Raw genomic sequence first — 25,495 nt, forward strand, 5'->3', positions numbered from 1 at the left:
ACACCCGGTCCCATCCCGAACCCGGAAGTTAAGCCCTTCAGCGCCGATGGTACTGCATGGGAGACCGTGTGGGAGAGTAGGACGCCGCCGGACATGAATTGGTCGAGGGTCGCTCCGATTTATCGGGGCGGCCCTCGACGCATGTCGTGGTCCTGCCAAAGTAGGCTGCAAGTATCCACGAACACCTTCAAGAACAGTGACGGACGTGATGAGCGCGGAAGAGGACGGCCGGGGCGACGACAGCCGCGAGCGGCGGGGCGACAACGGGCGGCGGAACACGCCGCCCCGTCGTGGGGGCGGCGCCCGCGGTGGCCAGGGCGGCGGACCTCGTGGCGGTACGCCCCGCGCCGGCGGCCCGCAAGGTGGGCGCGGCCGCCCTGCGAGCGGTGGTTGGAAGGACCGGGACTCACGCGGTCAGCGTGATGACCGGAAGCCCGGCCGTCCGTTCAAGCGTTCCGATGATCGGCGTACCGGCTCCGGTGAGGGACGTCCGGACGACCGCCGCGACGGTCGTTTCGGCGGCCCGCGCCGTGACCGCGGTGAAGGCCGGTTCGAGGGCCCGCGCAGCGGGGGGAACAAGCCCGCGGATAGGCGGTCCGGTGGACCCAGGACCGGTCAGGGCGGCCCCGGCGAGCGCCGGTTCGGCGGCCAGGGTGGCGGACCGGGCAAGCCGGGCGAGCGGCGATACGAAGGCTCCCGCGGCGGCCAGGGCGGGCCTGGCGAGCGTCGGTTCGGCGGCCAGGGTGCTGGTCAGGGCCGGTCTGGTGAGCGGCGATACGAGGGACAGCGCGGCGGACAGGGCGCGCCCGGTGAGCGTCGCTTCGGCGGACAGGGCGGTGGCCAGGGTCGGCCGGGTGAGCGGCGGTACGAAGGGCAGCGCGGTCAGGGCGGACCCGGTGAGCGGCGATCCGATGGCCCGCACGGTGGCCGGTCTGGTGAGCGCCGGTTCGATGGTCCGCGCGGCGGATCGGGCAAGCCGGGTGAGCGGCGGTTCGACGGTCCGCGCGGCGGACAGGGCAAGCCGGGTGAGCGGCGGTTCGACGGTCCGCGCGGCGGACAGGGCAAGCCCGGGGAGCGTCGGTTCGGCGGTCAGGGCGGCGAGCGCAAGGAAGGGCGTTCCGGCGGCTTCGCCGGGCCCCGCCAGGGCAGTGGCCCGCGGCGTGAGGGACGTCCCGGTGGGGGCCAGGGCGAGCGCCGGTTCGACGGGCCGCCGCGGGAGCGGCGGTTCAAGGATCGAGACGACCGGCCGGGCCGTGACGACGGACGTCCGGGCGAGCGCCGGTTCGACGGGCCGTCGCAGGAGCGGCGGTTCAAGGACCGTGACGACCGCCAGGGCGGGCGACGGTTCGAGGGCAGGCGTGAAGGGAGTCCCGGGGACCGGGACAGGCCCTTCAAGGGGCGCGGTCCGAAGCGTCCCCAGGAGGGCGGACGCTCCTACGGGCCTCCGCGCGACCGCCAGGACAGACGGCCGCGGACCGAGGAGCAGGAACGTCCCAGGCACGATGATCCGCTGCTGCCGGACGACGTCACCGGCGAGGAACTGGACGCCGACGCGCGCGCCGAGCTCCGCACGCTGCCGAAGGAGCTGGCGGCGAAGGTGGCGCAGCACCTGGTGATGGCGGGGCGGCTGGCCGAGGACGAGCCGGAGCAGTCCTACAAGCACGCGAAGGCGGCGCGGCGGCTGGCGTCGCGGGTCGGGATCGTCCGGGAGGCCGCCGGGATCGCGGCGTACCACGCGGGCGAATGGGCGGAGGCGCTCGCCGAGCTGCGCGCCGCACGGCGGCTCGGTGCCGGCGACGACTCCTACCTGCCGGTGATGGTCGACTGCGAGCGCGGCCTCGGCCGTCCCGAGCGCGCCCTCGACCTGATCAAGTCGCCGGAGGCGGAGAGGCTCGACCAGGGCGGACGCGTCGAGTTGCGCATCGTGGAGTCGGGCGTGCGCCGCGACATGGGGCAGTACGACGCGGCCGTCGTCACCCTCCAGATCCCCGAACTGCGGGACCGGCGGCTCCGGCCCTGGTCGATGCGGCTGTTCTACGCCTACGCGGACGCGCTCGCGGAGGCGGGACGCGACGACGAGGCCGGCGACTGGTTCGCGCGCGCGGCGGCGGCCGACCGGGACGGCGATACGGACGCCGCCGAGCGGTACGCCGAAATCGAGGGACTCCACATCCTTGACACCGAGGAAGAGGAGGACGAAGGGGTCGAGATCACCGACGGAGCCCCCATTGATGAAGCTCCGACGGATGAAGCTCCCATCGAGGATGCTCCCATCGACGAGGATCGCGGCGTCGAGGCGCCCACCGTCGAGGCGCCCACCGTCGAGGCGCCCACCGTCGAGGCGCCCACCGTCGAGGCGCCCACCGTCGAGGCGCCCACCGTCGAGGCGCCCATCGACGAGGCCCCCATCGACGAGGCCCCCATCGACGAGGATCGCGGCGATGAGGATCGCGGCGGCGAGAGCGGTGCCGACGGCGGGGAGGACGTCGGGGACGGTGGTCCTGCTGGGGACGAGGTGTCGGCGGAGCCCGCGGCGGCCACCGACATCGCGTTCATGCCCGCCGAGCCCGAGGTGCTGGAGGCGTCCGAGGAGGACGCTCCGCAGGCCCCGGCGGTGTTCCTGGAGCCGAAGCCGGCGGACGGCGAGGAGCGGCCCCCGGCAGGGGATTGACCACCGGTACTTGACTGGCGGGTAGGTTTCCCGGATATTCACGGGACCGCGCTGTTCGGGGGCCGCCGGATCAGTCCGGCGGTGATCGACTCCTTAGGAGAGTCATGTCCCTGGACCGACGTATGTTCCTGCGCGCCACCGCCGTCGCCGGCGGCACGGCCGTGTTCTCCGGAGCCCTGTGGCAGCAGGCTTTCGCCGCGGGGCCCGCGCAGCCAGGCCCGAGCCCGTACGGCCCGCTGAAGGCCGTGGACGGCAACGGGCTGCAGCTGCCGGACGGGTTCACGAGCCGTGTCGTGGCGCGGTCGCTGCAGCGCGTGGAGGGGACCGGGTACACCTGGCATCCCGCGCCCGACGGCGGTGCCTGCTTCCCCGACGGCGACGGCTGGATCTACGTCAGCAATTCGGAGGTCCCCGTCGTCGGCGGCGTGTCCGCCATGCGGTTCGACGCGTCCGGGAAGGTGACGTCCGCGTACCGGATCCTGAACGGCACGACGTTGAACTGCTCCGGCGGGGCGACGCCGTGGAACACGTGGCTGTCGTGCGAGGAGCACGACTTCGGGCTCGTCTACGAGACGGATCCGCGGGGGCGGAACGCGGCGGTGCCGCGTCCGGCGATGGGCAGGTTCAAGCACGAGGCCGCCGCGTCCGACCCCGAACGCGAGGTCGTCTACCTGACCGAGGACCAGGGCGACGGCTGCTTCTACCGGTTCCGGCCGAAGACGTGGGGCGACCTGTCGTCGGGGACGCTCGAAGTCCTGGTCGGCTCCGGGACGGGGCCCGTCCGGTGGGCGAAGGTGCCGAGCCCGCGGTTCTGGCTGACGCCGACCCGTGAGCAGGTCGCGGACGCCATGCGCTTTGACGGCGGCGAAGGCTGCTACTACACGCACGGCGTCTGCTACTTCACCACCAAGGGCGACAACCGCGTGTGGGCCTATGACGCGGCCGGCGAACGGCTGGACATCGCCTATGACGACGACCTCGTCACCGGCGGCGAAGCGCCCCTGCACGGCGTCGACGCGGTGACCGCCACGGCGGCCGGTGAGCTGTACGTCGCCGAGGACGGCGACAACATGGAGATCAACCTCATCACCACGGACGGGATCGTGACACCGTTCCTGCGCGTCCTGGGCCACGACGAGTCGGAGATCACCGGTTGCGCGTTCAGCCCGGACGGCGGGCGCCTGTACTTCTCGTCCCAGCGTGGCAAGAGCGGGTTCATCGCCGGGACGGACGGCTACACGTTCGAGGTCACCGGCCCGTTCCGCCGCTGACACAACGAGCTCACGCGTGCCTGCTCAACGCGTGCAGGATGCCCGTGACGTTGCTCTCGGCGCTGTTCAGCACCTCGTACTTGGCGACCAGGGCGGGGTCGACGTCGTCGGCCATGATGGCGTAGCGGTGCCTGGTGTGGTCCACGACCATGGCGACGGCGTGGTCGAGGTCGAGGTCCTGGTCCTTGGCGTCCTGGACGGCGTCCACCCAGACGCGCAGTTCCTCTGCCGACCGTTCGAGCGTGCCGTCCACCTCGCTGACGGGCCCGTAGTGCGCGAACAGCAGCCGCTGCGGGCCGAGCGACCGGAACTTGCCGAGGGACTCCAGCGCCGTGTCCAGGTCGAAGTCGGGCGGCGGTGTCGCGGGCTTCACGTCCGCCGTCTCCGGGATGTAGATGCCGGCGGCGTCGCCCACGTACAGGTCGCCGGTGTGGGAGTCCATCAGCCCGACATGGTGCTTGGCGTGGCCGGGGGAGTAGTGCGACTCCAGCCGCCGCCCGCCGCCGAGGTCGATGACGCCGGTGTCCTCGACGGCACGGATCCGGGACGCGTCCGTCGGCTTCAGTTCCCCGAACAAGGTGTCGAGGCTGTCCCCGTACACCATGCGGGCGCTGCGCATGAGCCGCGCCGGGTCGGCCAGGTGCCGCGCGCCCTTCTCGTGGACGACGACCTCCGCCCCCGGGTACATCTGCGCGATGTCGCCGACGCCGCCCGCGTGGTCGAGGTGGATGTGGGTCACCACCACGGTCGCCAGGTCGTCCGCCCCGATGCCCAGTTCCCGCAGCGCCGCCTGCACCACGGGCGCCGAGCCGGACGTGCCGGGCTCCACCAGGCATGGCCGGTCGGCCAGGATCAGGTATCCGGCGGTGATGCCGCTGTAGCCGGCCATCCGGGTGTCGATCTCGTAGACGTCCCCGCCGAGCGGTGTGATCGTGGTCGCGGTGTCCATCCTCCGATCATGGACCCTCGGGGTCGTCCGGGTCGAGAAGCCGCAGGACGAGGCCGGTGCGCGGCTTGGGCCCGAACGAGGTCGACTTGCGCGGCACCCGCTCGCCCTCGCCCGCGATGGCGAGCACGTCCGCGACCTTGAGCGGGTTCAGGACGACCGCCGTGCCGCCCGTGCGCCGGGCGCGTCCGATTGCGGCGGACGGGTCGTCGTGCACCACCTCGATGGCCTCCTCGTTCTCCGGGACGTTCCACAGGGCGCCGATGAGGAGGTAGTCCAGGACGGCGGTGTCGAGCCTGCTCCAGCGCGTGGAGTGCCCGGAAGGCCTGCAGCGCGCGATCGCGTCCTCGTCGGGGTCGGTGAGGAGGTGCAGGGCGTCGCCCCCGCCGAGGAGGAACGCGGGCCCATGCGCATCGGCGAGCGCTTCGATGGCGGACGCCTCGTCCGGGAACTCGGTGACGCGGAACGCCTTGCGCGCCCGCTCCACCGCGTCGTCGGGGCGCAGGCCGGGCAGGACCCGGTGGATCGCGCCCAGATGCGGCGGGTAGCGCGTCGAGTCGACCAGGAGCGCCAGTCCCTCGTCCCAGGGTCCGGGACCGTCTCCGGCCGCGTGGCGGCGCGCCTGGAGGGCGCGGTAGGTGGCGTAGCGGTGGTGGCCGTCGGCGATGAGGGCCCGCTTGTCGCGCAGGTCGGCGGCGACGCGCGCGTGCGCGGTGGGGTCGGTGACGCGCCACAGCCGGTGCGTCAGCCCGTCGTCGGCGTCGAACTCCACGAGCGGCGCGGACGAGGCGGCGTCGTCGACGACGCGGGCCGCGCCGCCGCCGCCCTCGTACACCAGGAAGATCGGTTCCAGGTTGGCGTTCGCGGCCGTCATCAGCGCGAGCCGGTCGCGGACCGGGCCGGGGAAGACGTTCTCGTGCGGCAGCACGACCCCGTCGGCCTCCGCGCGCAGGCCCAGCCCGCCGATGAGGCCGCGCTGCAGGACCGTGCCGCCGCGGGACGCCTCGTAGACGTACAGGGCCGGGTCCGGGTCGACGGCGAGCGCGCCCTCGTCCAGCCAGCGGCGGAGCCGCTCGCCCGCCGCGGCGTAGCTCTCCCCGGCGGCGCGCGGCAGGTTGAGCCGGACGATGTTGTGCCCGCCGCCCGCCAGCAGCCGCAGCGCCGCGGCCTCGTCGATCAGGTCGTAGGGCGGCATGGTCACCGCCGCCGGGTCGCCGGCCACCTCGGGGACGAACCGGACGCCGCGGAACGGGGCCAGCGCCAGGCCCGCGCCCGTGCGCGGCCCCGCCGTCCCGAAGATCCGGGCGCTGAACTCCTCCGGCGCGAGGCCGGAGGAGAGGTCGTCGTCCACGCTGGGCATGGTATTCACCGGGAGGCGTGCGGCGCCCCGGCGGGTACGGTCGTACTGATCCGAGGGGAGGTCCATATGAGTGGTCAAGGGCCTGGGCGGCCGGAGGATTCCCCGACCGGCGGCGACGCCGGCGACCCGGGCGACGCCCCGGGGGAGCGCGCGGCCTCGCCGGAGGGCGGGGTCTACGAGTGGTACACGCGCGGCCTGGAGCTGCTGCGGTCGGGCAGTGCCGCCGCCGCGCTCCAGCTGCTGACCAGGGCGGCCGAGGCCGAGCCGGGGTCGCACAGCATCCGGGAGGCGCTCGCCCGCGCCCAGTTCGGCGCCCGCCGGTTCGGCGCGGCGGCGGCGAGCTTCCGCCGGATCGTCGAGGAGGAGCCCGCCGAGGACTACGCGCGGTTCGGGCTCGGGCTGTCGCTCAGCCGGCTCGGCGACTTCGAGGGCGCCGTCGAGCAACTCGCGCTCGCCACCGCCATGCGCCCCGACAACCAGGACTACGCCAAGGCGCTGCGGCAGGCCAGGGCCACCCTCGCGGCGCGCCGCCGACCCGGTCCTACCCGCCGGTAACAACCCCCGTACGATCGCACGCATGAGGAGCGCGATGAAAGGCAGCGACCGTCCCCTGAGCGAGGCGTACGATGTCGCCCTGCTCGACCTCGACGGGGTCGTCTACGTCGGCCGCAGGCCCGTCCCGGCGGCGGCGGACTCGCTCGCCAAGGCCCGCGCCGCCGGGCAGCGGCTCGCGTTCGTGACCAACAACGCCTCCCGCACCCCGTCGGCCGTCGCGGCGCTGCTCACCGAGGTCGGCGTCCCCGCCGACCCGGCGGACGTGGTGACCTCCGCGCAGGCCGCCGCGCGGCTGCTCGCCGAGCGGCTGCCCGCGGGCTCGGAGGTGCTCGTGGTCGGCGGCATGGGCCTGCGCCACGCCCTCTACCAGCACGGTCTGCGCCCCGTGTCGACGGCGGCGGGACGGCCCCCCGCCGTCGCGCAGGGCTACCACCCCGGCCTCACCTACGGGGCGCTCTCGGAGGGGGCGCAGGCCGTCGGCATGGGCGCCCTGTTCGTCGGCTCCAACGGCGACCTGACCATCCCCGGCGGCGACGGGCCACCGCATCCCGGCAACGGGGCGCTGCTCCGGGTGATCAGCGCCGCGACGGGCGTCGAGCCGATCGTCACCGGCAAGCCCGAACGGCCCCTGCACCAGGAGTCGATCCTGCGCACCGGCGCGCGGCGCCCCCTCGTCGTGGGCGACCGCCTGGACACCGACATCGAGGGCGCCCGCAACGGCGGCGCCGACAGCCTGCTGGTCTTCACCGGGGTCACCGACCCCCTGCAGGTGCTCACCGCCCCGCCGAACCGCCGCCCCAGCTACCTGGCCGCCGACCTGACCGGGCTGCTCGTCCCGCATCCCGAGACCGTCCGCGCGGACGGCGGGCACACCTGCCGGGGCTGGATGGCCCGCCGCACCGGCGAGGCGTTCGCCCTCACCGGTTCCGGCGACCCCTACGACGGCCTGCGCGCCCTCGCGTCCGCCGCCTGGGAGACCGAGGAGCCGCCGCCCGCCGAAGCCTTCACCGAGGCACTGGAGGGCCTGCCGCTCTAGAGCAGCTTCCGCAGGCGCAGCAGGTCGAAGATGCTCGCCTCGATCTTGACGCGGCCGGCCGCCCACGCCTTGGCCGGGTGCAGCTCGTCGTGCGCCATCGCGACGAGGTCGTCGCTGTCCACGGTCAGCCGCACCTGCGCGGAGCCGGGGTCGCCGTCGGGCTCGAACGGGTCGAGACCGCCCCCGTGGAGCCGGGACCGGAAGGCCAGCCCGAGGTCGGGGATGCGGCAGCTGATCGTCCGCTCGACGACGTGCGCGGCGAGCCGGTCGGCGTCCACCTCCGCCAGCCGGGCCGCGACCCGCTCCAGCGCCGCACGGCAGTCCTCCTCGTTCGCCATGATCAGGCAGTTCCCCCTTCGCCCGGCAACGATGTCGGGTAGGGACGGTAGCGTTCGGGGTGAGGTGGAGGCGACTCGGCACGGGCGCCCCGGGGCCGATTGGGAGGCAGACGTGATGTCCGACGAGGGCGCGGAGGCGGTGCCGGAGGCCCCGGCCGAGGGTGCGGCGCACGCCGTCGTGCCGCCGGCGCCCGAGCCCGAGCCGCAGTTCCCGGCCGCGCCGCCGCCCGAGCCGACCGGCGACCCGCGCGTGGACGCCGCCGTGGCGCCGCTCGGCGGCCTCGGCGGGCGGCCCGTGCACGAGCACGTGGAGATCTTCGAGGACGTCCACCGGCGCCTCCAGGAGCTGCTCGCGTCCGCCGGGCAGGACGAGCCGGCCGGGCCGCCGCAGCCGCCGCGGCCGCCGCGCCCCGCCTTCCCCGACACGGTCCGCCCCCGCCCGTGAGCACCAGGCGGAGGCTGGACGCCGAACTCGTGCGGCGCAGGCTCGCGCGGTCGCGCGAGCACGCCGGGCAGCTCATCGCCGACGGGCGGGTGCGGGTCGGCGGGCAGCGGGCGGCGAAGGCCGCGACGCAGGTCGAGGCCGGGGCCGCGATCCTCGTCGAGGAGGCCGCCGGCGGGCCCGACTACGTCTCGCGCGGCGGGCACAAGCTCGCGGGCGCGCTGGAGGCGTTCACCGGCCTGGAGGTCAAGGGGCGCACCTGCCTGGACGCCGGCGCCTCCACCGGCGGGTTCACCGACGTCCTGCTGCGCGCGGGCGCCGCGCACGTCTACGCGGTCGACGTCGGCTACGGGCAGATCGCCTGGTCGCTGCGGACCGACGAGCGGGTCACCGTGATGGAGCGGGTCAACATCCGCGAGCTGCGGCCGGGCGCGCTCGGCGACCCGCCGCCCGATCTCGTCGTCGGCGACCTGTCGTTCATCTCGCTGAAGCTCGTGCTCGGGCCGGTGCGGGCGTGCGTCGCCCCCGGCGCCGACTACGCGGTCATGGTCAAGCCCCAGTTCGAGGTCGGCAGGGACCGGGTCGGCGCCGGAGGCGTCGTGCGCGACCCGGAACTGCGCGCGGAGGCCGTGCGGGGCGTGGCCGGGCACGCGGCGACGCTCGGGCTGGGCGTCCGCGGGGTGGCGGCGAGCCCGCTGCCGGGGCCGTCGGGGAACGTGGAGTACTTCTTGTGGCTGCGGGCAGGTGCCCCGCCGCTCGATGACGAGGCCCTGGCGAAGGCGATCGAGGAGGGCCCGCGGTGATCGGCGAGCCTGCGAACGGAGCGGGTCTCCGGAACGTACAGAGAGCGTCCGAACCGGGAACGTCCGCACCGGGGACGTTCGTCCAGACGTCCGTACGCCGGAGCGCGGCGGGGAGTGGGGCGAGAGCATGAGCACAAGGTCGGTGCTGGTCGTGACGCACACCGGTCGGCCGGAGGCCGTCCGCAGCGCGCAGTTGGTCATCGCGCGGCTCAGCGAGGCCGGGATCCGGATCCGGGTCCTGGAGGACGAGGCCGCGATGATCGGCTGCGCGGGCGTGCAGGTCATGCCGAGCACCCCGGCGGCCGCCGACGACGCCGAGGTCGTCATGGTCCTCGGCGGCGACGGGACGCTGCTGCGCGCCGCCGACCTGACCCGCCCGTCCGGGGCCCCGCTGCTCGGCGTGAACCTCGGCCACGTCGGGTTCCTCGCCGAGGCCGAGCGGGAGGACCTCGCCGCCACCGTCGACCGGGTCTGCGACCGCCGCTACGAGGTCGAGGAGCGGATGACCGTGGACGTCACCGCGCGCCGCAACGGCACCGTGCTCGGGACGACGTGGGCGCTGAACGAGGCGAGCATCGAGAAGGCCGAGCGGGAGCGGATGCTGGAGGTCGTCGCCGAGATCGACGGGCGGCCCCTGTCGAACTGGGGCTGCGACGGGGTGGTGTGCGCCACACCGACCGGCTCCACCGCGTACGCGTTCTCCGCCGGCGGGCCCGTGGTGTGGCCGGAGGTGGAGGCGATGCTCGTCGTGCCGATCAGCGCGCACTCGCTGTTCGCCCGCCCGCTGGTGGTGTCGCCGCGCTCGTCGGTGGCGGTGGAGGTGCTGCCGGGCACGCCCCGCGCCGTGCTGTGGTGCGATGGGCGCCGCACCCTCGACCTGCCGCCGGGCGCGCGGGTGGAGGTGCGCCGCGGCGCGCACCCGGTGCGGCTCGCGCGGCTGCACCTCACCCCGTTCACCGACCGGCTGGTCACCAAGTTCGGGCTGCCCGTGACGGGCTGGCGCGGACGGGTCAGGCAGCCGTCCCGGCCGTCCCCGCCGCTGGGGGACTCGCAGGTCGGGGACGCTCCGGGGGCCGGCGGCATCGCCGGGTGCCCGGAGCCGGGATCCGCGCCGGACGGCGGTCCCGGCGAATCGGCGGGGGGAGCGGCGGGCGGGCAGAGAGGATAATCTCCACAGGCGCCGATCGGGGTTCTTTTGCGGAGGGTTGTGACGCCGGTGCGACCGATGGTCGATGAGGTGCGGATCCAGGGCCTCGGGGTGATCGACGAGGCCGTGCTCGATCTGTCGCCCGGTTTCAACGTGGTGACCGGGGAGACCGGGGCGGGCAAGACCATGGTGGTCACCAGCCTCGGGCTGCTGTTCGGCGGCCGCGCCGACCCGCAGCGGGTCCGGCCGGGCGCGGGCCGCGCCACGGTCGAGGGCCGGATCGCCGTCGATCCGGGCGGCCGCGCGGTGGAGCGGGTCGAGGAGGCCGGCGGCGAGCTGGACGACGGCGCGCTGATCATCAGCCGGTCGGTGTCGGCGGAGGGCCGCTCCCGCGCGTTCCTCGGCGGCCGGTCCGTCCCGGTGAGCGTGCTGATCACCCTGGCCGACGACCTGGTCGCCGTGCACGGCCAGTCCGACCAGCAGCGGCTGCTGCAGGCCGGGCGGCAGCGCGCCGCGCTCGACCGGTACGCGGGCGGCGCGCTGACCAAGCCGATGCGCGCCTACACCAAGGCCTACCAGCGGCACCGGCAGGTCACGGCGCTGCTGGAGGAGCTGACGACGCGGGCGCGCGAGCGGTCCCAGGAGGCCGACGTGCTCCGCTTCGGCCTGGCGGAGATCGAGAAGGCCGACCCCAAGGACGGCGAGGACGCCGAGCTCGCCGCCGAGGAGGAGCGGCTCGGCCACGCCGACGCGCTGCACGGCGCCGCCGACACCGCGCACGAGGCGCTGCTCGGCGACCCGGCCGCCGCGTTCGAGGCGGCGAACGTGACGAGCCTGCTCGGGCAGGCCCGCAACGCCCTGGACGCCGTCCGCGACCACGACCCGGAGCTGGCCGGGCTCGCCGACCGGCTCACCGAGGCCGGCTACCTCGTCTCCGATGTCGGCACCGACCTCGCGTCCTACGCCGAGTCGGTGGACGCCGACCCGGCGCGGCTCGCCGCCGTCCAGGAGCGGCGCGCCGAGGTGACCGCGCTGACCCGCAAGTACGGCGGCGCGGAGGGGACGGCCGCGCAGGTCCTGGAGTGGGCGCGGACGGCCGCGGCCCGCCTCACCGAGCTGGAGGGCGACGACGACCGCATCGACGAGCTGCGCGCCGAGCACGCCGAGCTGACCGAGCGGCTCGCCGCCGAGGCGGCCGAGCTGACCGCGGTCCGCAGCCGCGCCGCCGAGCGGTTCTCCGGCGCCGTCACCGAGGAGCTGACGGCCCTGGCGATGCCGCACGCCCGCGTCTCGGTCACCGTGAACCCGGCCGGCGACTACGGGCCGCACGGCGTCGACGAGGTGGAGGTGCGGCTCGCGCCGCACCCCGGGTCGCCGCCGCTGCCGCTGCACAAGGGCGCGTCCGGCGGCGAGCTGTCCCGGGTGATGCTGGCGATCGAGGTCGTGTTCGCGGGCGCCGACCCCGTCCCGACCTTTGTGTTCGACGAGGTCGACGCCGGCGTCGGCGGCAAGGCCGCGGTGGAGATCGGGCGGCGGCTGGCGCGGCTGGCCCGCAACGCCCAGGTGATCGTCGTCACGCACCTGCCGCAGGTCGCGGCGTTCGCCGACCAGCACCTGCTGGTGGAGAAGTCCGACGACGGCACCGTGACCAGCAGCGGCGTCACCGCCCTCGACCGGGACGCGCGGGTCCGCGAGCTGTCGCGGATGCTGGCCGGCCTGGAGGACTCCGAGCTCGGCCGCGCCCACGCGGAGGAACTCCTCGCGATGGCCGCCGAAGAACGGCAACCAGGCCAATAATTACAGACGGTACGCGAATGGACACGCCTGGACAGTCGTGCTTTCCGGCGTTCACTTCGGCGCTCTGGCAGGATGGTCGGTGATGAACGACCCGTCACCCACCACCGATCCCGGCGCAGCCGAGCCGACCACGGAGCCGACCGCCGGGCCGTCCGGCGAACCGGCCACCGGGCCGCCCGGCGAACGGGCCACCCGGCCGACCGGCGAGCCGGCCACCGAGCCGGTCGGCGGTCCCGCCGCCGGGCCGGTCACCGGGCGCGGCGCCCGGCCCGCCCTGAAGCTGCCGCGGCGCGTCCGCGCGCTCGGCCGCGGCCGCGACGACGGCCGGTCCGGGGTCACCGCCACCGCCCGGCTCGACCGGCGCACCAAGGACCTGACCAAGCGGCTGCAGCCCGGCGACGTCGCGGTGATCGACCACGTCGACCTCGACCGCGTCAGCGCCGAGGCGCTGGTGTCCTGCGAGGTCGGCGCCGTGGTGAACGTGGCGCCGAGCATCTCCGGGCGGTACCCGAACCTCGGCCCGCAGATCCTCATCGAGGCGGGCATCCCGCTGGTGGACGACGTCGGCCCGGAGATCTTCACCAAGCTGCGCGAGGGCGAGCAGGTCCGCGTCGAGGGCCCCGCCGTGCACCGCGGCGAGGACGTCGTCGCCAAGGGCACCGAGCAGACCGCCGGGACCGTCGAGACGGCGCTGACCGAGGCCAAGGCGGGGCTCGCGTCCCAGCTCGAGGCGTTCGTCGCCAACACGATGGAGTACGTCAAGCGCGAGCGCGACCTGCTCATCGACGGCGTCGGCGTCCCCGACGTCAGCACCCGGATCGGCGGCCGGCACGCGCTCATCGTCGTCCGCGGCTACCACTACCGCGAGGACATCGCGACCCTGCGGCCCTACATCCGCGAGTACCGCCCGGTGCTGATCGGGGTGGACGGCGGCGCCGACGCGCTGCTGGAGGCCGGCTACCGCCCCGACATGATCGTCGGCGACATGGACTCGGTGTCCGACGACGCGCTCACCTGCGGCGCGGAGATCGTCGTGCACGCCTACCGGGACGGCCGCGCGCCGGGCCTGAAGCGCGTCCACGAGCTCGGGCAGGAGGCCGTCGTCTTCCCGGCCACCGCCACCAGCGAGGACATCGCGATGCTGCTCGCCGACGACAAGGGCGCCACCCTGATCGTCGCGGTCGGCACGCACGCCAACATGGTGGAGTTCCTCGACAAGGGCCGGGCCGGCATGGCCAGCACGTTCCTCACCCGGCTCCGGGTGGGCAGTAAGCTCGTCGACGCCAAGGGCGTCAGCAGGCTCTACCGCAGCCGCATCTCCACCTGGTCGCTGCTGTTCCTCGTCCTCGGCGCGTTCATCGCCATCGTCACCGCCGTCGCCATGTCACCGGCGGGGGACGTCATCAGTCCCCTGATCGCCGACCGCTGGCACGCCTTCGTCTTCTGGCTGACCGGACTCTTCACGTGATCGATTTCCGTTACCACCTCGTCTCCATCGTCGCGATCTTCCTCGCGCTGGCGCTCGGCATCGTGCTCGGCTCCACCACCCTGTCGGACTCGGTCAGCGACACGCTGCGCCAGCAGGCCGGCTCGGCGGCCAAGACCGCCCAGCAGGCCCGGCTGGCGCAGCGCGACCTGCAGCACCGCGTGGACGGCCAGGAGCAGTTCACCCAGGTGCTGTCGCCGCAGATCGTCGCGAACCGGCTGAAGGGCCAGTCGGTCGTGCTGGTCGAGACTCCCGGCGCCGGCAACGACAGCATCGAGCAGGTCAGCGAGCTGGCGAAGGACGCGGGCGCCGCCGTCACCGGCCGCGTCACGATCCAGAAGAAGCTCCTGGACGACGACCAGCAGACGACCGTCGACGAGCTGTCCACCCAGCTGAAGGCCGACGACGTGGCGTTCCCCGCCGACGCGAGCCCCTACGACAAGGCGGGCGCGGTGCTGGCGAACGCCCTCGTCACCAAGGACCCCGGCAAGTCCGGCCGGGAGGACGCCGTCGGCGGCGCCGTCCTCAACGGCTTCAAGGAGGCCGGGTACGTCACCACCAGCGGCAAGCCGGGCCAGCACGCGACGCTCGCCGTCATGGTCGCGCCCGCCGCCGCCTACGCCTACGACGGCGGCGACGCCGACAACAAGGCGCTGATCTCGCTGGCCGCCGCCCTCGACGCCGCCGGGCGCGGTACCGTCGTCGGTGGCCCGCCGAACTCCGCGCAGGAGGGCGGGCTGATCGCGGCGCTGCGCGACTCCGACGCCGGCGACTCGGTCTCCACCGTGGACGTGGTGGACACCCCGTCCGGGCAGGTCGTGGCGATCCTGGCGCTGCAGAAGGAGATCGGCGGCAAGTCCGGGCAGTACGGGACGGGCGCCGGCGTGAGCGGCTACCTGCCCTCGCCCGCGCCCACGGCGGGGAAGAACGGGTGACCTGATGGGACGAGGCATCGCGAGGGGCGCGCGGCTCGCGGCGGGCACCGCCCTCGGCGCGGTGGCGGCGCGCGCCGCCTACGCCGCGCTGACCCGGCGGCCCCCCGGGCTGAACGGCCTGCCGGGCGAGGACGTCTGGGGCCGCACCAACCACCGCGGCGAGCCGGTGACGCTGCTGGAGGGCCCCGCGTTCGTCGCGGGCGCCGCCGCGGCCGGGCTGCTCGCCCCCGGCGGCACCGGCCGGATGCGCGCCGCCGCGCTGCTCGCGGGCGCCGGATCCGGCGTCCTCGGCGGGTACGACGACCTCGCGGGGTCGGGTGCGTCCCGCGGCTTCAAGGGCCACCTCACCGCGCTCGCCCGCGGCGAGGTCACCAGCGGCGCGGTGAAGATCCTCGGCATCGGCGCGACCGGGCTGGCCGCCGCCGCGGTCGCCGGGTCGCCCGCCCCCACCCGGACCGGCCGCGCATTCGACGCGCTCGTCGACGGCGCGATCATCGCCGGGTCCGCGAACCTGATGAACCTGTTCGACCTGCGCCCCGGGCGGGCGATCAAGGTGGGGCTGATCACCGGCGCCCCGCTGGCGCTGACCCGGTCCGGCCCGGCCGCCGTCGCGGCGCCGCTCGGCGCCGCCGCCGCGCTGCTGCCCGAGGACCTCGGCGAGCGCGCGATGCTCGGCGACACCGGCGCCAACGCGCTCGGCGCGCTGCTCGGCCTCGCCGCGACCCGGCTCGGGCGGCGGCCGCGGCTCGCCGTACTGGCCGGGCTCGCCGGGCTGAACGCCGCCAGCGAGGTCGTCAGCTTCACCAAGGTGATCGCGGGCAACCCGGTGCTGAACCGGATCGACATGCTCGGCCGCCGGCCGGCCGCCGTCCCCGTCCCCGCCGGCAGGGCGGACGACGCCGGGAAGGCGGACGGGGACGACGCGTTCCGCCCGGCCGTGCCGCCGCCGGCCGGGGCAGCGGGCGAGGCCGTGTCCGGCGGCGGGCAGGCGGGCAGTGGCCCGGTGGGCGAGAGCGTGTCCGGCGGCGGCCCGGTGGGCGAGGGCCGAGCGGGCGGCGGTCCGGTGGGCGGCGGCGTCGCCGCGGGCCCGGCCTAGGCGCGGCGGAACGGCCCCCGCGGAGCAGCCACGCGCGTGACCCCTCCCGAAACGCCCCCGCCGGCCCGGCGGTCCCCGGCCGTGCGCCGGCTGACCGGCGGCCTGGCGGGCGCCGCGGTCGTCATCGCGGTCATCACCGTCCTGTCGCGGCTGGCCGGCTTCGGGCGCACCTACGCCTTCTCCCAGACGGTCACCACGTCCTGCCTGAGCCAGGCGTACTTCACCTCGACGCAGTTCCCCAGCATCGTCTACGAGATCGTCGCGGGCGGCGCGCTCGCCAGCATGGTCGTGCCGGTGCTCGCCGGGCCCGCCGAGCGCGGCGACCGCGAGCAGGTCCGCCGGATCGGGTCGGCGCTGCTCACCTGGATCGTGCTGCTGATGGTGCCGCTGTCGGCGCTGATGGCGCTCGGCGCCCGCCCGATCATGGAGGCGCTGGTCGGCGGCGACCTGCAGGGCTGCTCGCGCGGCGACATCGTCGACGTCGGCTCCACCATGCTCGCGATCATGTCGGCGCAGATGGTGATGTACGGGATGGCGGTCGTCCTGTACGGGCTGCTGCAGTCGCACCGCAGGTTCGTCGCGCCCGCGCTGGCGCCGCTCATGTCGAGCCTGGTGGTGATCGCCGCCTACGCCGCCTACGCGCCGCTCGGCCGCGGCTTCGAGAACGACCTCGCCGGCCTGCCGCTGGACGCGGAGCTGACGCTGTCGGTCGGGACGACGCTCGGCGGCGTCGCGATGGCGGCGACCGCCGGGATCGCGGCGTGGCGGCTGCGGCTCGGCCTGCGCCCCACGCTGCGCTTCCCGGACGGGGTGGCGCGCCGGGTGCGGCGGCTCGCGCTGGCCGGCCTCGCCACGGTCGCGGCGCAGCAGCTGTCGGCGCTGCTGGTCGTCCGGCTCAGCTACGAGGGGACGGGCGGCGCGCTCGCCAACTACCAGTACGCGTGGGCGATCTACCTGCTGCCGTGGGCGATCCTGGCCGTGCCGATCGCGACCAGCGCGTTCCCGCTGCTGTCGGCCCGGATGAGCGCCGGGGACCAGGAGCGGTTCGACCAGGTCACCGCGTCCACGACCCGCGCGGTGATCCTGGTGTCGTGCGCGGGCGCCGCCGCGCTCGCCGCCGTCGCCGTCCCGATCGCGGCGGTGTTCAACCCCGGCCATCCCGACCAGCAGGAGGTGCTGTCGCGGGCGGTGCTCGCGTTCGCGCCCGGCCTGCTCGGGTACGGGCTCGTCGCCCATCTCCAGCGCGTCCTGTTCGCGTGCCACCGGGGCAGGATGGGCGCGGCGGCGATCGTCGCGGGCTGGGCGGTCGTGATGGGCGCCGACGTCGCGCTGGTGATGTCGGTCGACCGGCAGTGGGTCGTCGCGGCCCTCGGCATCGGCAACGCCGCCGGGATGACCGTCGCGGGCGTGCTGCTGCTCGGCACGCTCGTGCGCGCCCGCGGCGCCGCGGCGGCGCAGGGCCTGCCGCGCGCGGTCGCGGCCGGGGTGCTCGGCGGCGCGGCGGGCGGCGGCGCCGGGTACGCGGTCGCCGCGCTGCTCGGCCCCGGCGGCACCGGGCCGGCCGGGGAGCTGCGCAACGTCGGGACCGGGGCGCTCGCCGCGCTGGTCGCCGGCGGGGTGTTCCTGATCATCGCTTTCGTGCTCGACGGGCGCGACCTGCGCGCCGTCCTCACCCGGAAGGTGACACGCAATGGCTGACAACCGGGACCTGGACGGGCTGCGCGTCGCGCTCGTCCTCGGCACCAGCGCGGGCGGCGTCGGGCGGCACGTCCGGTCCGTCGCGGCCGGGCTCGCCGGGCGCGGCGCCCGCGTGCTCGTGTGCGGGCCGCCGCGAACCGAGGAGCAGTTCGGGTTCGGCGGCGGCGGCGTCCGCTTCGCGGCCGTCGACTTCGCCGACCGGCCGCGCCCGGTGCGCGACGCGCGGGCCGTGGCGCGGCTGCGGTCGCTGCTGCGCGGCGCCGACGTCGTGCACGCGCACGGGCTGCGGGCGGGCGCGCTCGCGGTGGCGGCGGGCGCGCGGGTCGCGCCGGGGCCGCTGCGGTTCTCCCGGGGCGGCGCGCCGCTGGTCGTCACCCTGCACAACGCCGTGATCGCCGGCGGCCGGACGGCCGCGGTGTACGGGGCGCTGGAACGCGTCGTGGCCCGCGGGGCCGCGCGCGTCCTCGGCGTCTCGCCCGACCTGGAGGAGCGGATGCGCGCCCTCGGCGCCCGGTCGGTGGGGCACGCGATCGTGCCCGCCCCGGCGCCCCGGGAGCAGCCGGGCCCGGCCGTCCGCGCCGACCTGCGGGCCGAGCTCGGCGCGGGGGAGCGGCCGCTGCTCCTCACGGTGGGGCGGCTCGCCGCGCAGAAGGGCCTGCCCACGCTGCTGGACGCCGCCGCGGTCTGGGCGGCGCGCACCCCGCCGCCGCTCGTCGCGATCGCCGGCGGCGGCCCGCTGGAGGACGAGCTGCGCGCCCGGATCGAGGCCGAGGACCTGCCCGTCCGGCTGCTCGGCCACCGCTCGGACGTCCCCGGCCTGCTGGCCGCGTGCGACGTGGCGGTGCTGCCGAGCGTGTGGGAGGGGCAGCCGCTGATCGTCCAGGAGATCCTGCGGGCCGGCAGGCCGCTGGTGGCGACCCGTGTCGGCGGCATCCCGGGCATGGTCGGGGCGGGGCGGCCCGCCGGGGACGCGCTGCTGCACGGGCCGGAGAGCGACGCGGCCCTGCTGGTGCCGCCGGGCGACGCGGAGGCGCTGGAGCGGGCGGTGAGCCGCGTCCTGGACGACCCGTCGCTCGCCGCGCGGCTCGGCTCGGCCGCCGCCGAGCGGTCGGCGCTGCTGCCCGGCGAGGACGACGCCGTCGACCAGCTCGCGGGCGTCTACCGGGAGCTGACCGACACCCGGCGCTGAGCCTTGGATGCGCCAACCGGGGACATGGTTCGGAACCGGGCCGGAAAATTGCGGCGGACCAGGGAACGCCCCCGCACCGGCCCGCGTTGGAGTAGGCAATTGGAGGGGAGTATCCCCGCGCACGGTTCTCGTCAATACGGTCGGTCCGTACCGGCCCGGGTTCCGTGGCCCGCATCGCTCTCAGGGCGGGAGAGACCTCCAGCGCTCGTTCGTGTCCGCTGGAGGTGTTCACGTTGACCGTTACACCCATGGTGTGGGGCCTGACCATCGCAGGCATCCTCGCCGTCATCGCCGCCGACCTGTTCCTGATCCACAGGAACGACTCGCGGGAGTTCACGACCCGCAGGGCCGCCTTCTGGTCCACGGTCTACATCAGCCTCGCCGTCCTGTTCGGGCTCGGCGTGTGGCTGTTCGCCGGAGGCCGGTACGCCGGCGAGTACTTCGGCGGGTTCGTCACCGAGAAGAGCCTGAGCGTCGACAACCTGTTCGTGTTCATGGTGATCCTCGCGCGGTTCGCCGTGCCGAAGCAGGCGCAGCACACGGTGCTGATGGCGGGCATCGTGATCGCGCTGCTGCTGCGCGGCCTGTTCATCGCGGTCGGCGCCGCCGCGATCTCGACCTTCACGTGGGTCTTCTTCATCTTCGGCGCGTTCCTGCTCTGGACCGCGATCGGCCTGGTGCGCGGCGACGATGAGGACGAGTTCAAGGAGAACCGCCTGCTGCGGTGGGCCAAGCGCGTCATCCCCACGTCCGACGAGTACGAGGGCAGCCGGTTCGTGACCCGGCGCGACGGCCGCCGGCTGATGACCCCGATGGCCATCGTGATGATCGCGATCGGCTCCACCGACGTGCTGTTCGCGCTGGACTCCATCCCGGCGATCTTCGGGCTGACGACCGAGCCGTACCTGGTCTTCACCGCCAACGCGTTCGCGCTGATGGGCCTGGTCCAGCTGTACTTCCTGATCGGCGGCCTCACCGACCGGCTGGTCTACCTCGCGCACGGGCTGGCGTTCATCCTCGGCTTCATCGGGGTCAAGCTGATCTTCCACGCGCTGCACGAGTACGGTGTCGCGTGGGCGCCGGACATCCCGATCTGGCTGTCCCTCGCCGTCATCGCCGGGACGCTCGCGGCCACCACGGTGGCGAGCCTCGCGGTCGGCCGCAAGCCGTCGGACCAGGGGCTGCGCGAGCCGCTGGAGGAGGTCGGGGCGCAGGAGAAGGACGCCGCCGCGTCGCGGGAGAGCTGACCCCGGGCACCTCCCCTCCCCACGGACCCGAATCCTGTTCTAGAATCTCGGTCAAAAGGTCTGAGAGAGGGTGACGCATGGCCATCGGGCTGACCGAGGAGCACGAGGCGCTCGCCGAATCGGTGCGCGGCTTCGCCGAGCGCAATATCCCGGCGACGGCCGTCCGGGCCGTGCTGGACGCCGAGCAGGAGGCCGGGCCCGGGTTCTGGCCCGCCCTGGCGGAGCAGGGCCTGCTGGGCCTGCACCTGGCCGAGGAGCACGGCGGGCAGGGCTACGGGCTGCTGGAGCTGTCGGTCGTGCTGGAGGAGCTGGGCCGCGCCGCCGCGCCCGGCCCGTTCCTGCCGACCGTCCTGGCGAGCGCGGTCATCGACGCGTCCAGCAACGCCAAGCTGCGCGCGGAGCTGCTGCCCGCGCTCGCCGACGGGTCCAAGACGGCCGCGGTCGCGCTGGACGGCGCGCTGACCGGCCGCCGCGACGGCGACTCCCTGCTGGTGTCCGGCACGTCCGGGACGGTGCTCGGCGCCGCGCTCGCCGACGTGATCGTCCTGCCGGTCGCGGCCGAGGACGGGGAGCAGTGGGTCGCGGTCGACGCCGCCGACCTCGCGGTCACCCCGGTCGCGAGCCTGGACCGGGTCCGCCGCGTCGCCGCCGTCGAGGCCTCGCAGGTGGCCGTCGCCGCCGACCGCGTCGCCGACGGCCTCACCGCCGGCCGGGTCAGGGACCTCGCCGCCGCGCTGTTCGGCGCCGAGGCCGCGGGCCTGGCCGGGTGGCTGGTGGAGACCGCCGCCGAGTACGCCAAGGTCCGCGAGCAGTTCGGCCGCCCGATCGGCCAGTTCCAGGGCGTCAAGCACAAGGCGGCCCGCGCGCTCATCGCGCTGGAGCAGGCCCGCGCCGCCGCGTGGGACGCCTCCCGCTCGCTGGACGAGGGCGCCGGCGACGCCGGGTTCGCCGCCGCCGTCTCGGCCGTGATCGCGGTCGACGCCGGCGTGCAGACGGCCCGCGACGCCATCCAGATCCTCGGCGGCATCGGCTTCACCTGGGAGCACGACGCGCACGTCTACCTGCGCCGCGCCCTCACGCTCCGGTCGCTGCTCGGCCCGTCCAAGGACTGGGCCGCCGAGGTCGCCCGGCTCGCCCTCGGCGGGGGCCGCCGCGAGGTCGTCCTCGAACTGGACGAGGACGCCCAGCCGCTGCGCGAGCGCATCCGCGCCGAGGTCGCCGAACTGGCCGCGATCGAGGACAAGCAGGAGCTGGCCGCCCGGATGGGCGACGAGGGCTGGTCCGTCCCGCACTTCCCGAAGCCGTGGGGCCGGGAGGCGGGGCCGGTCGAGCAGATCCTCATCCAGCAGGAGCTGCGGGCCGCCAAGGTCAAGGCGCCGAACCTCGGGATCGGCGCGTGGCTGGTGCCCTCCCTCGTCCGCTACGCGTCGCAGGAGCAGAAGGAGCGGTTCCTGCGCCCGACGCTGCGCGGGCAGATCGTGTGGTGCCAGCTGTTCTCCGAGCCGGGCGCCGGCTCCGACCTCGCGTCGCTGTCGATGAAGGCGGAGCGGGTCGAGGGCGGCTGGAAGCTCACCGGCCAGAAGATCTGGACGTCCCTGGCGCAGCACGCCCAGTGGGGCTTCTGCATCGCCCGCACCGACCCGGACGCGGCCAAGCACGACGGCATCACCTACTTCCTGGTCGACATGAAGGCCGCGGGGGTGGACGTCCGCCCGCTGCGCGAGCTGACCGGCGAGGCGCTGTTCAACGAGGTGTTCCTGGACGGCGTGTTCGTCCCGGACGAGCAGGTCGTCGGCGAGGTGAACCGGGGCTGGCAGGTCGCCCGCAACACGCTGTCCAACGAGCGCGTGTCGCTGTCGACCGGCGGCGGACTCGGCATGGGCGTCCCCGAGCTGCTGCGGTTCTTCGAGAACCGGGAGCCGGACGCCGTCGCCGCCGCCGAGGTCGGCAGGCTCGTCGCGCAGGGCCAGTCGATCGACCTGCTCGGCCTGCGCACCACCCTCAAGCAGCTGAACGGCGTGGAGCCGGGCGCGGAGGCCAGCGTCCGCAAGCTCCTCGGCGTCCAGTTCAACCAGGACGTCGCCGACTACTGCTGGGCCGCGCAGGGCACGGCCGCCGCCACCGAGGTCCCCATGGCCGAGAGCGGCATCGTGGCGCGCGCCATGCTGTTCAGCCGCGCGATGACCATCTACGGCGGCACGACGGAGGTCCAGCTGAACATCATCGGCGAGCGCATCCTCGGCCTCCCCCGCGACCCGGAGCCCCGCAAGTAGGGCGCTAGCGCGGCCGGAAGGTGTAGGTGGCGTTCACCAGCACGATGCCGGCGAGGGCGATCAGCAGGCCGGCGAGGCCGGCGTTGACGACGGCGATCGCGCTCAGCGGGATCGCGGCCAGCAGGGACAGCACGGCCATGGCCAGGCTGTGATCGCGTGCCGCGGCCATGTGCTCCACGCCGGGCCGCGGGCCGGGTGCCGGACGGCGCCCGGCCCGCGGCGCGGTGGCGGCGCGGGCGTCGAGGGCCTCCTCGATGCGGTCCACGACCGTCTCGATGAAGGCGTCGTCGTAGTCGGGCCCGAGCTCGCGCCGGGCCGCCATCGCCGCCGTGAGGTCCTCGCGCGGCAGTCGTGGGGTGGTCATGGCTCCGTTATAGGCGGGCGGCCCGCCGCGCCGCGTCCCCCCGGGGGCCGAACCGGCCTGTACCCCGCAGGTAGCAAGGGCAATACACTGCCGCTCTCGTCCCCGATCCCCCCGGAGGTCCCGGTGACCCGTTCGATGGTCCTCGGTGTGTGCGCCGTCGCCGTCCTCGCGCTGGCCGGGTGCGGCGGGGGCGAGAAGGCGGACGCCGCGGACCCGTCGCCGTCCGCGTCCGCGGCGGGCACCGCGCTGGCGCCGATCCCGGTGGTGAAGCCGTCCGACGTGAAGCCGCTCGTCGGACGCTGGGCCGGGACGGCCAAGGACTACTTCCAGTTCACGGCCGACGGCAGCGGGATCTGGGTGCGGGGCGGGCAGAAGCTGTGGAGCGGCACGGCCATTCCGGAGGGCGGCGGCAAGTTCCGGTTCTCGTGGAAGGGCGGCGACCCGCAGACCGCGTCCTACTGGGGCGTCAGCCTGGAGGACGCGAACACGCTCGTCTTCGCCGGGACCAACCAGAAGTACACGAAGGTCGCGGTGAAGAAGCGCAACGCGAAGAAGGGCAACGGATGACCGACGGAATGTTCGCCTCGCCCGCCGACGTCGCGGCCCGGCTGGCCGGCGTCCGCTACCTCGCGGACGAGGCGATCGCCACGACCGTGTACCTCGCGCAGGCGCTCGGGAAGCCGCTGCTCGTCGAGGGCCCGGCCGGGGTCGGCAAGACCGAGCTGGCCAAGGCGGTCGCGGCGTCCGGCGGCGCGGAGCTGATCCGGCTGCAGTGCTACGAGGGGCTGGACGAGGCCCGCGCGCTGTACGAGTTCAACTACAAGAAGCAGCTCCTCGCCATCCAGGCGGCCCCGGCCGACCGGGCGTGGCAGGAGACCCACGAGGACATCTTCTCCGAGGAGTTCCTGCTGGAGCGGCCGCTGCTGGCGGCGATCCGGCGGGCCGAGCCGACCGTCCTGCTGATCGACGAGGCCGACAAGGCCGACGTCGAGGTGGAGGGCATGCTGCTGGAGGTCCTGTCGGACTTCCAGGTGACGATCCCCGAGCTGGGCACGGTCAGCGCGGTGCGGCGCCCGTTCGTGCTCATCACCTCCAACGCGGCGCGGGAGCTGTCGGAGGCGCTGAAGCGCCGCTGCCTCTACCTGCACCTGAACTACCCGGCGCCCGAGCGGGAGCGCGACATCGTCCTCGCGCAGGTGCCGGGGATCGAGGCGGAGCTGGCCGAACAGCTCGTCCGGACGGTGGGGACGCTGCGCGACCTGGAGATCAAGAAGGCGCCGTCGATCGCCGAGACCGTCGACTGGGCGCGCACGCTGCTCGCCCTCGGGCTGGACGAGCTGGACGAGGCCGCCGTCGCGCGGACCCTCGGCGTCGTCCTCAAGCACGTCTCCGACCAGGAGCGCGCCACCAGGGAACTGGGGCTGCGGAGCTGACATGGCCTCCCTCGTCGACCGGCACACCGGGTTCGTCGCGGAGCTGCGCCGGGCCGGGCTGCCGGTGTCGGTCGCGGAGGGCCTGGACGCGGTCCGCGCGATGCAGGCGGTCGACCTGCTCGACCGCGAGTCGCTGCGCGCCGCCTACGCCGCGACGGTCGTCAAGCGGCCCCAGCACCGGCCGACGTTCGACACGCTCTTCGACCTGTGGTTCCCGGCGGCGGTCGGCGACGGCGCGGGCGCGCCGCGGGAACGTCCCGAGCCGAGGCCGAACGACGACGGGCGTCCCGTCCCGCCGGCGCTGGACCCGCGGGTGCAGGCCCGCCGCGACGAGCTGGCGGAGCTGATCCTGTCCGGGGACGACGCGGGCCTGCGGCAGTTCGCCCGCCTCGCCGTCGCCGAGTACGGGCAGACGCCGGGGCAGGAGTCGTGGTTCTCCTCCGGCGTCGTCGGCGCGCTGTCGCCCGACACGCTCATGGCGCGGCTACTGAACGCCGTCCTCGGCGGGCAGCAGCGCGGCGGGATGGCCGAGCGGGTCGCGCGCCGGACGTTCCGCGACCGCATCGCCCGGTTCCAGGAGCTCGTCGCGGGCGAGGTCCGGCGCCGCATCGCCGAGGACACCGGCGTCGAGCGGACCGCCCGCATCACCGTCCGGCCGCCGCTGGAACGGCTCGACTTCGCCGGCGCGAACCGCGCCGAGATGGCGGCGCTGCGCCGCGAGGTGCACCCGCTGGCGCGCAGGCTCGCGTCCCGGCTGGTGCAGAAGCAGCGGCACGGCCGGCGGGGCCGGCTGGACTTCCGCCGGACGGTCCGCGCGTCCCTCGCCAGCGGGGGAGTGCCGCTCACCACCCACCACCGGCCGCGCCGCCCGCACCGGCCGGAGCTGGTCGTGCTGTGCGACGCCAGCGACTCGGTGTCGGCGTTCGCGCACTTCACGCTGCTGCTGACGTTCGCGCTGCGGGAGCAGTTCAGCAAGGTCCGCGCGTTCGCGTTCATCGACGCCACCGACGAGATCACCAAATTCTTCGCGCCCGGCACCGACGTCGTGGACGCGATGGCGCGCCTCGCCGCCGAGGCCGACCTCGTGTGGATCACCGGCCGCTCCAACTACGGCCACGCCATCAAGGTGTTCGACGAGAAGTACCGCGACGCGGTCACGTCCAAGACGTCCCTGCTGATCCTCGGGGACGCGCGCTCCAACTACGGGGAGCTGTCCCTGCCGATCCTGCGGTCGATGGTCGACCGGGCCCGGCACGCGTACTGGCTCAACCCCGAGCCCCGCGCCCAGTGGGACACCGGCGACTCGGCCGCGTCGAAGTACGGCGACCTGCTCCCGATGTACGAGTGCCGCAACCTGACCCAACTGGCCGCCTTCATCGAAGAACTCGCCTAACCCCGTTGATCTGCG

The 25,495-nt window shown here is 74.8% G+C and carries 21 protein-coding genes, 1 rRNA gene and 2 pseudogenes; 19 read left to right on the forward strand and 5 right to left on the reverse strand.

Annotated elements, in window-relative coordinates; translation table 11 throughout:
• Positions 1-93: ribosomal RNA gene (rrf, locus tag ABZ806_RS07580) — 5S ribosomal RNA — on the forward strand; the annotation flags it as partial.
• Positions 94-406: 313 nt separating this feature from the next.
• Here the strand turns inward: rrf and ABZ806_RS07585 are convergent.
• Entirely contained in the window at positions 407-1,609 is a 1,203-nt protein-coding gene (locus tag ABZ806_RS07585) for a hypothetical protein (protein ID WP_500216036.1), read from the reverse strand.
• Here ABZ806_RS07585 and ABZ806_RS07590 point away from each other — a divergent pair.
• Together ABZ806_RS07590 and ABZ806_RS07595 are read left to right on the forward strand one after the other, a co-directional pair.
• A complete protein-coding gene (locus ABZ806_RS07590; protein WP_500216037.1) occupies positions 1,598-2,671 on the forward strand; it encodes a hypothetical protein in 1,074 nt (357 codons plus the stop codon). The genes ABZ806_RS07585 and ABZ806_RS07590 overlap by 12 nt on opposite strands.
• Before the next feature lie 104 nt (positions 2,672-2,775).
• Positions 2,776-3,942 carry an alkaline phosphatase PhoX gene (locus ABZ806_RS07595; RefSeq protein WP_500216038.1) on the forward strand — a complete coding sequence of 389 codons (1,167 nt, stop codon included), beginning with the start codon at positions 2,776-2,778 and terminating at the stop codon, positions 3,940-3,942.
• Between the two features lie 10 nt (positions 3,943-3,952).
• Here ABZ806_RS07595 and ABZ806_RS07600 read toward each other — a convergent pair whose 3' ends face one another.
• Both ABZ806_RS07600 and ABZ806_RS07605 read right to left on the reverse strand, forming a co-directional pair.
• Entirely contained in the window at positions 3,953-4,891 is a 939-nt protein-coding gene (locus ABZ806_RS07600) for an MBL fold metallo-hydrolase (protein WP_500216039.1), read from the reverse strand.
• 7 nt (positions 4,892-4,898) lie between these two features.
• Positions 4,899-6,248 carry a DUF1015 family protein gene (locus tag ABZ806_RS07605; RefSeq protein WP_500216040.1) on the reverse strand — a complete coding sequence of 450 codons (1,350 nt, stop codon included), beginning with the start codon at positions 6,246-6,248 and terminating at the stop codon, positions 4,899-4,901.
• A gap of 66 nt (positions 6,249-6,314) precedes the next feature.
• On the opposite strand from ABZ806_RS07605, the gene ABZ806_RS07610 reads away from it, so the two are divergent.
• Together ABZ806_RS07610 and ABZ806_RS07615 are read left to right on the forward strand one after the other, a co-directional pair.
• Positions 6,315-6,803, forward strand: a complete 489-nt coding sequence (locus ABZ806_RS07610; protein ID WP_500216041.1) for a tetratricopeptide repeat protein — start codon at positions 6,315-6,317, stop codon at positions 6,801-6,803.
• 34 nt (positions 6,804-6,837) lie between these two features.
• Positions 6,838-7,839 carry an HAD-IIA family hydrolase gene (locus ABZ806_RS07615; protein WP_500216185.1) on the forward strand — a complete coding sequence of 334 codons (1,002 nt, stop codon included), beginning with the start codon at positions 6,838-6,840 and terminating at the stop codon, positions 7,837-7,839.
• Here the strand turns inward: ABZ806_RS07615 and ABZ806_RS07620 are convergent.
• The gene (locus ABZ806_RS07620; protein ID WP_500216042.1) at positions 7,836-8,177 is read right to left on the reverse strand and encodes an SCP2 sterol-binding domain-containing protein; all 342 of its coding nucleotides are present in this window, start codon (positions 8,175-8,177) and stop codon (positions 7,836-7,838) included. The two genes, ABZ806_RS07615 and ABZ806_RS07620, sit on opposite strands and share 4 nt — an antisense overlap.
• A gap of 112 nt (positions 8,178-8,289) precedes the next feature.
• Here ABZ806_RS07620 and ABZ806_RS07625 point away from each other — a divergent pair, with 112 nt between their 5' ends.
• The 11 genes and pseudogenes from ABZ806_RS07625 (at position 8,290) to ABZ806_RS07675 (ending at position 22,290) form a co-directional block, all read left to right on the forward strand.
• Positions 8,290-8,622, forward strand: coding sequence for a hypothetical protein (locus ABZ806_RS07625; protein WP_500216043.1), 333 nt, complete (start codon positions 8,290-8,292; stop codon positions 8,620-8,622).
• Entirely contained in the window at positions 8,619-9,422 is an 804-nt protein-coding gene (locus ABZ806_RS07630) for a TlyA family RNA methyltransferase (protein ID WP_500216044.1), read from the forward strand. The genes ABZ806_RS07625 and ABZ806_RS07630 overlap by 4 nt, the downstream gene beginning before the upstream one ends.
• A 127-nt stretch (positions 9,423-9,549) precedes the next feature.
• A pseudogene (locus ABZ806_RS07635) lies at positions 9,550-10,440 on the forward strand (NAD kinase); the annotation flags it as partial.
• Between the two features lie 207 nt (positions 10,441-10,647).
• Entirely contained in the window at positions 10,648-12,366 is a 1,719-nt protein-coding gene (recN, locus tag ABZ806_RS07640; RefSeq protein ID WP_500216045.1) for a DNA repair protein RecN, read from the forward strand.
• 82 nt (positions 12,367-12,448) lie between these two features.
• Entirely contained in the window at positions 12,449-13,834 is a 1,386-nt protein-coding gene (gene steA / locus ABZ806_RS07645; RefSeq protein ID WP_500216046.1) for a putative cytokinetic ring protein SteA, read from the forward strand.
• The gene (locus ABZ806_RS07650; protein ID WP_500216047.1) at positions 13,831-14,787 is read left to right on the forward strand and encodes a copper transporter; all 957 of its coding nucleotides are present in this window, start codon (positions 13,831-13,833) and stop codon (positions 14,785-14,787) included. Before steA ends, ABZ806_RS07650 begins: the two co-directional genes overlap by 4 nt.
• Before the next feature lie 4 nt (positions 14,788-14,791).
• Positions 14,792-15,691: pseudogene (locus ABZ806_RS07655) on the forward strand (hypothetical protein); the annotation flags it as partial.
• 228 nt (positions 15,692-15,919) lie between these two features.
• Positions 15,920-17,581 (forward strand): murein biosynthesis integral membrane protein MurJ, encoded by a 1,662-nt coding sequence (gene murJ, locus ABZ806_RS07660; protein ID WP_500216048.1) that lies wholly within the window; start codon positions 15,920-15,922, stop codon positions 17,579-17,581.
• Positions 17,574-18,770, forward strand: a complete 1,197-nt coding sequence (locus tag ABZ806_RS07665; RefSeq protein ID WP_500216049.1) for a glycosyltransferase family 4 protein — start codon at positions 17,574-17,576, stop codon at positions 18,768-18,770. Before murJ ends, ABZ806_RS07665 begins: the two co-directional genes overlap by 8 nt.
• Before the next feature lie 233 nt (positions 18,771-19,003).
• Positions 19,004-20,017 carry a TerC family protein gene (locus ABZ806_RS07670; protein WP_500216050.1) on the forward strand — a complete coding sequence of 338 codons (1,014 nt, stop codon included), beginning with the start codon at positions 19,004-19,006 and terminating at the stop codon, positions 20,015-20,017.
• A gap of 77 nt (positions 20,018-20,094) precedes the next feature.
• Positions 20,095-22,290: an acyl-CoA dehydrogenase family protein gene (locus ABZ806_RS07675; RefSeq protein ID WP_500216051.1), complete on the forward strand. Its 2,196-nt coding sequence runs from the start codon at positions 20,095-20,097 to the stop codon at positions 22,288-22,290.
• A gap of 4 nt (positions 22,291-22,294) precedes the next feature.
• Here ABZ806_RS07675 and ABZ806_RS07680 read toward each other — a convergent pair whose 3' ends face one another.
• Entirely contained in the window at positions 22,295-22,654 is a 360-nt protein-coding gene (locus tag ABZ806_RS07680) for a hypothetical protein (RefSeq protein ID WP_500216052.1), read from the reverse strand.
• 123 nt (positions 22,655-22,777) lie between these two features.
• On the opposite strand from ABZ806_RS07680, the gene ABZ806_RS07685 reads away from it, so the two are divergent.
• The 3 genes from ABZ806_RS07685 to ABZ806_RS07695 are packed head-to-tail and all read left to right on the forward strand — an operon-like array spanning position 22,778 to position 25,480.
• Positions 22,778-23,221, forward strand: coding sequence for a hypothetical protein (locus ABZ806_RS07685; RefSeq protein ID WP_500216053.1), 444 nt, complete (start codon positions 22,778-22,780; stop codon positions 23,219-23,221).
• Positions 23,218-24,087 carry an AAA family ATPase gene (locus tag ABZ806_RS07690; protein WP_500216054.1) on the forward strand — a complete coding sequence of 290 codons (870 nt, stop codon included), beginning with the start codon at positions 23,218-23,220 and terminating at the stop codon, positions 24,085-24,087. Before ABZ806_RS07685 ends, ABZ806_RS07690 begins: the two co-directional genes overlap by 4 nt.
• A 1-nt stretch (position 24,088) precedes the next feature.
• The gene (locus tag ABZ806_RS07695; protein ID WP_500216055.1) at positions 24,089-25,480 is read left to right on the forward strand and encodes a vWA domain-containing protein; all 1,392 of its coding nucleotides are present in this window, start codon (positions 24,089-24,091) and stop codon (positions 25,478-25,480) included.
• The last annotated feature ends 15 nt before the right edge of the window (positions 25,481-25,495 follow it).

This window comes from Spirillospora sp. NPDC047418 (assembly GCF_040643275.1).
In the GTDB taxonomy this organism is placed as follows: Bacteria; Actinomycetota; Actinomycetes; order Streptosporangiales; family Streptosporangiaceae; genus Spirillospora.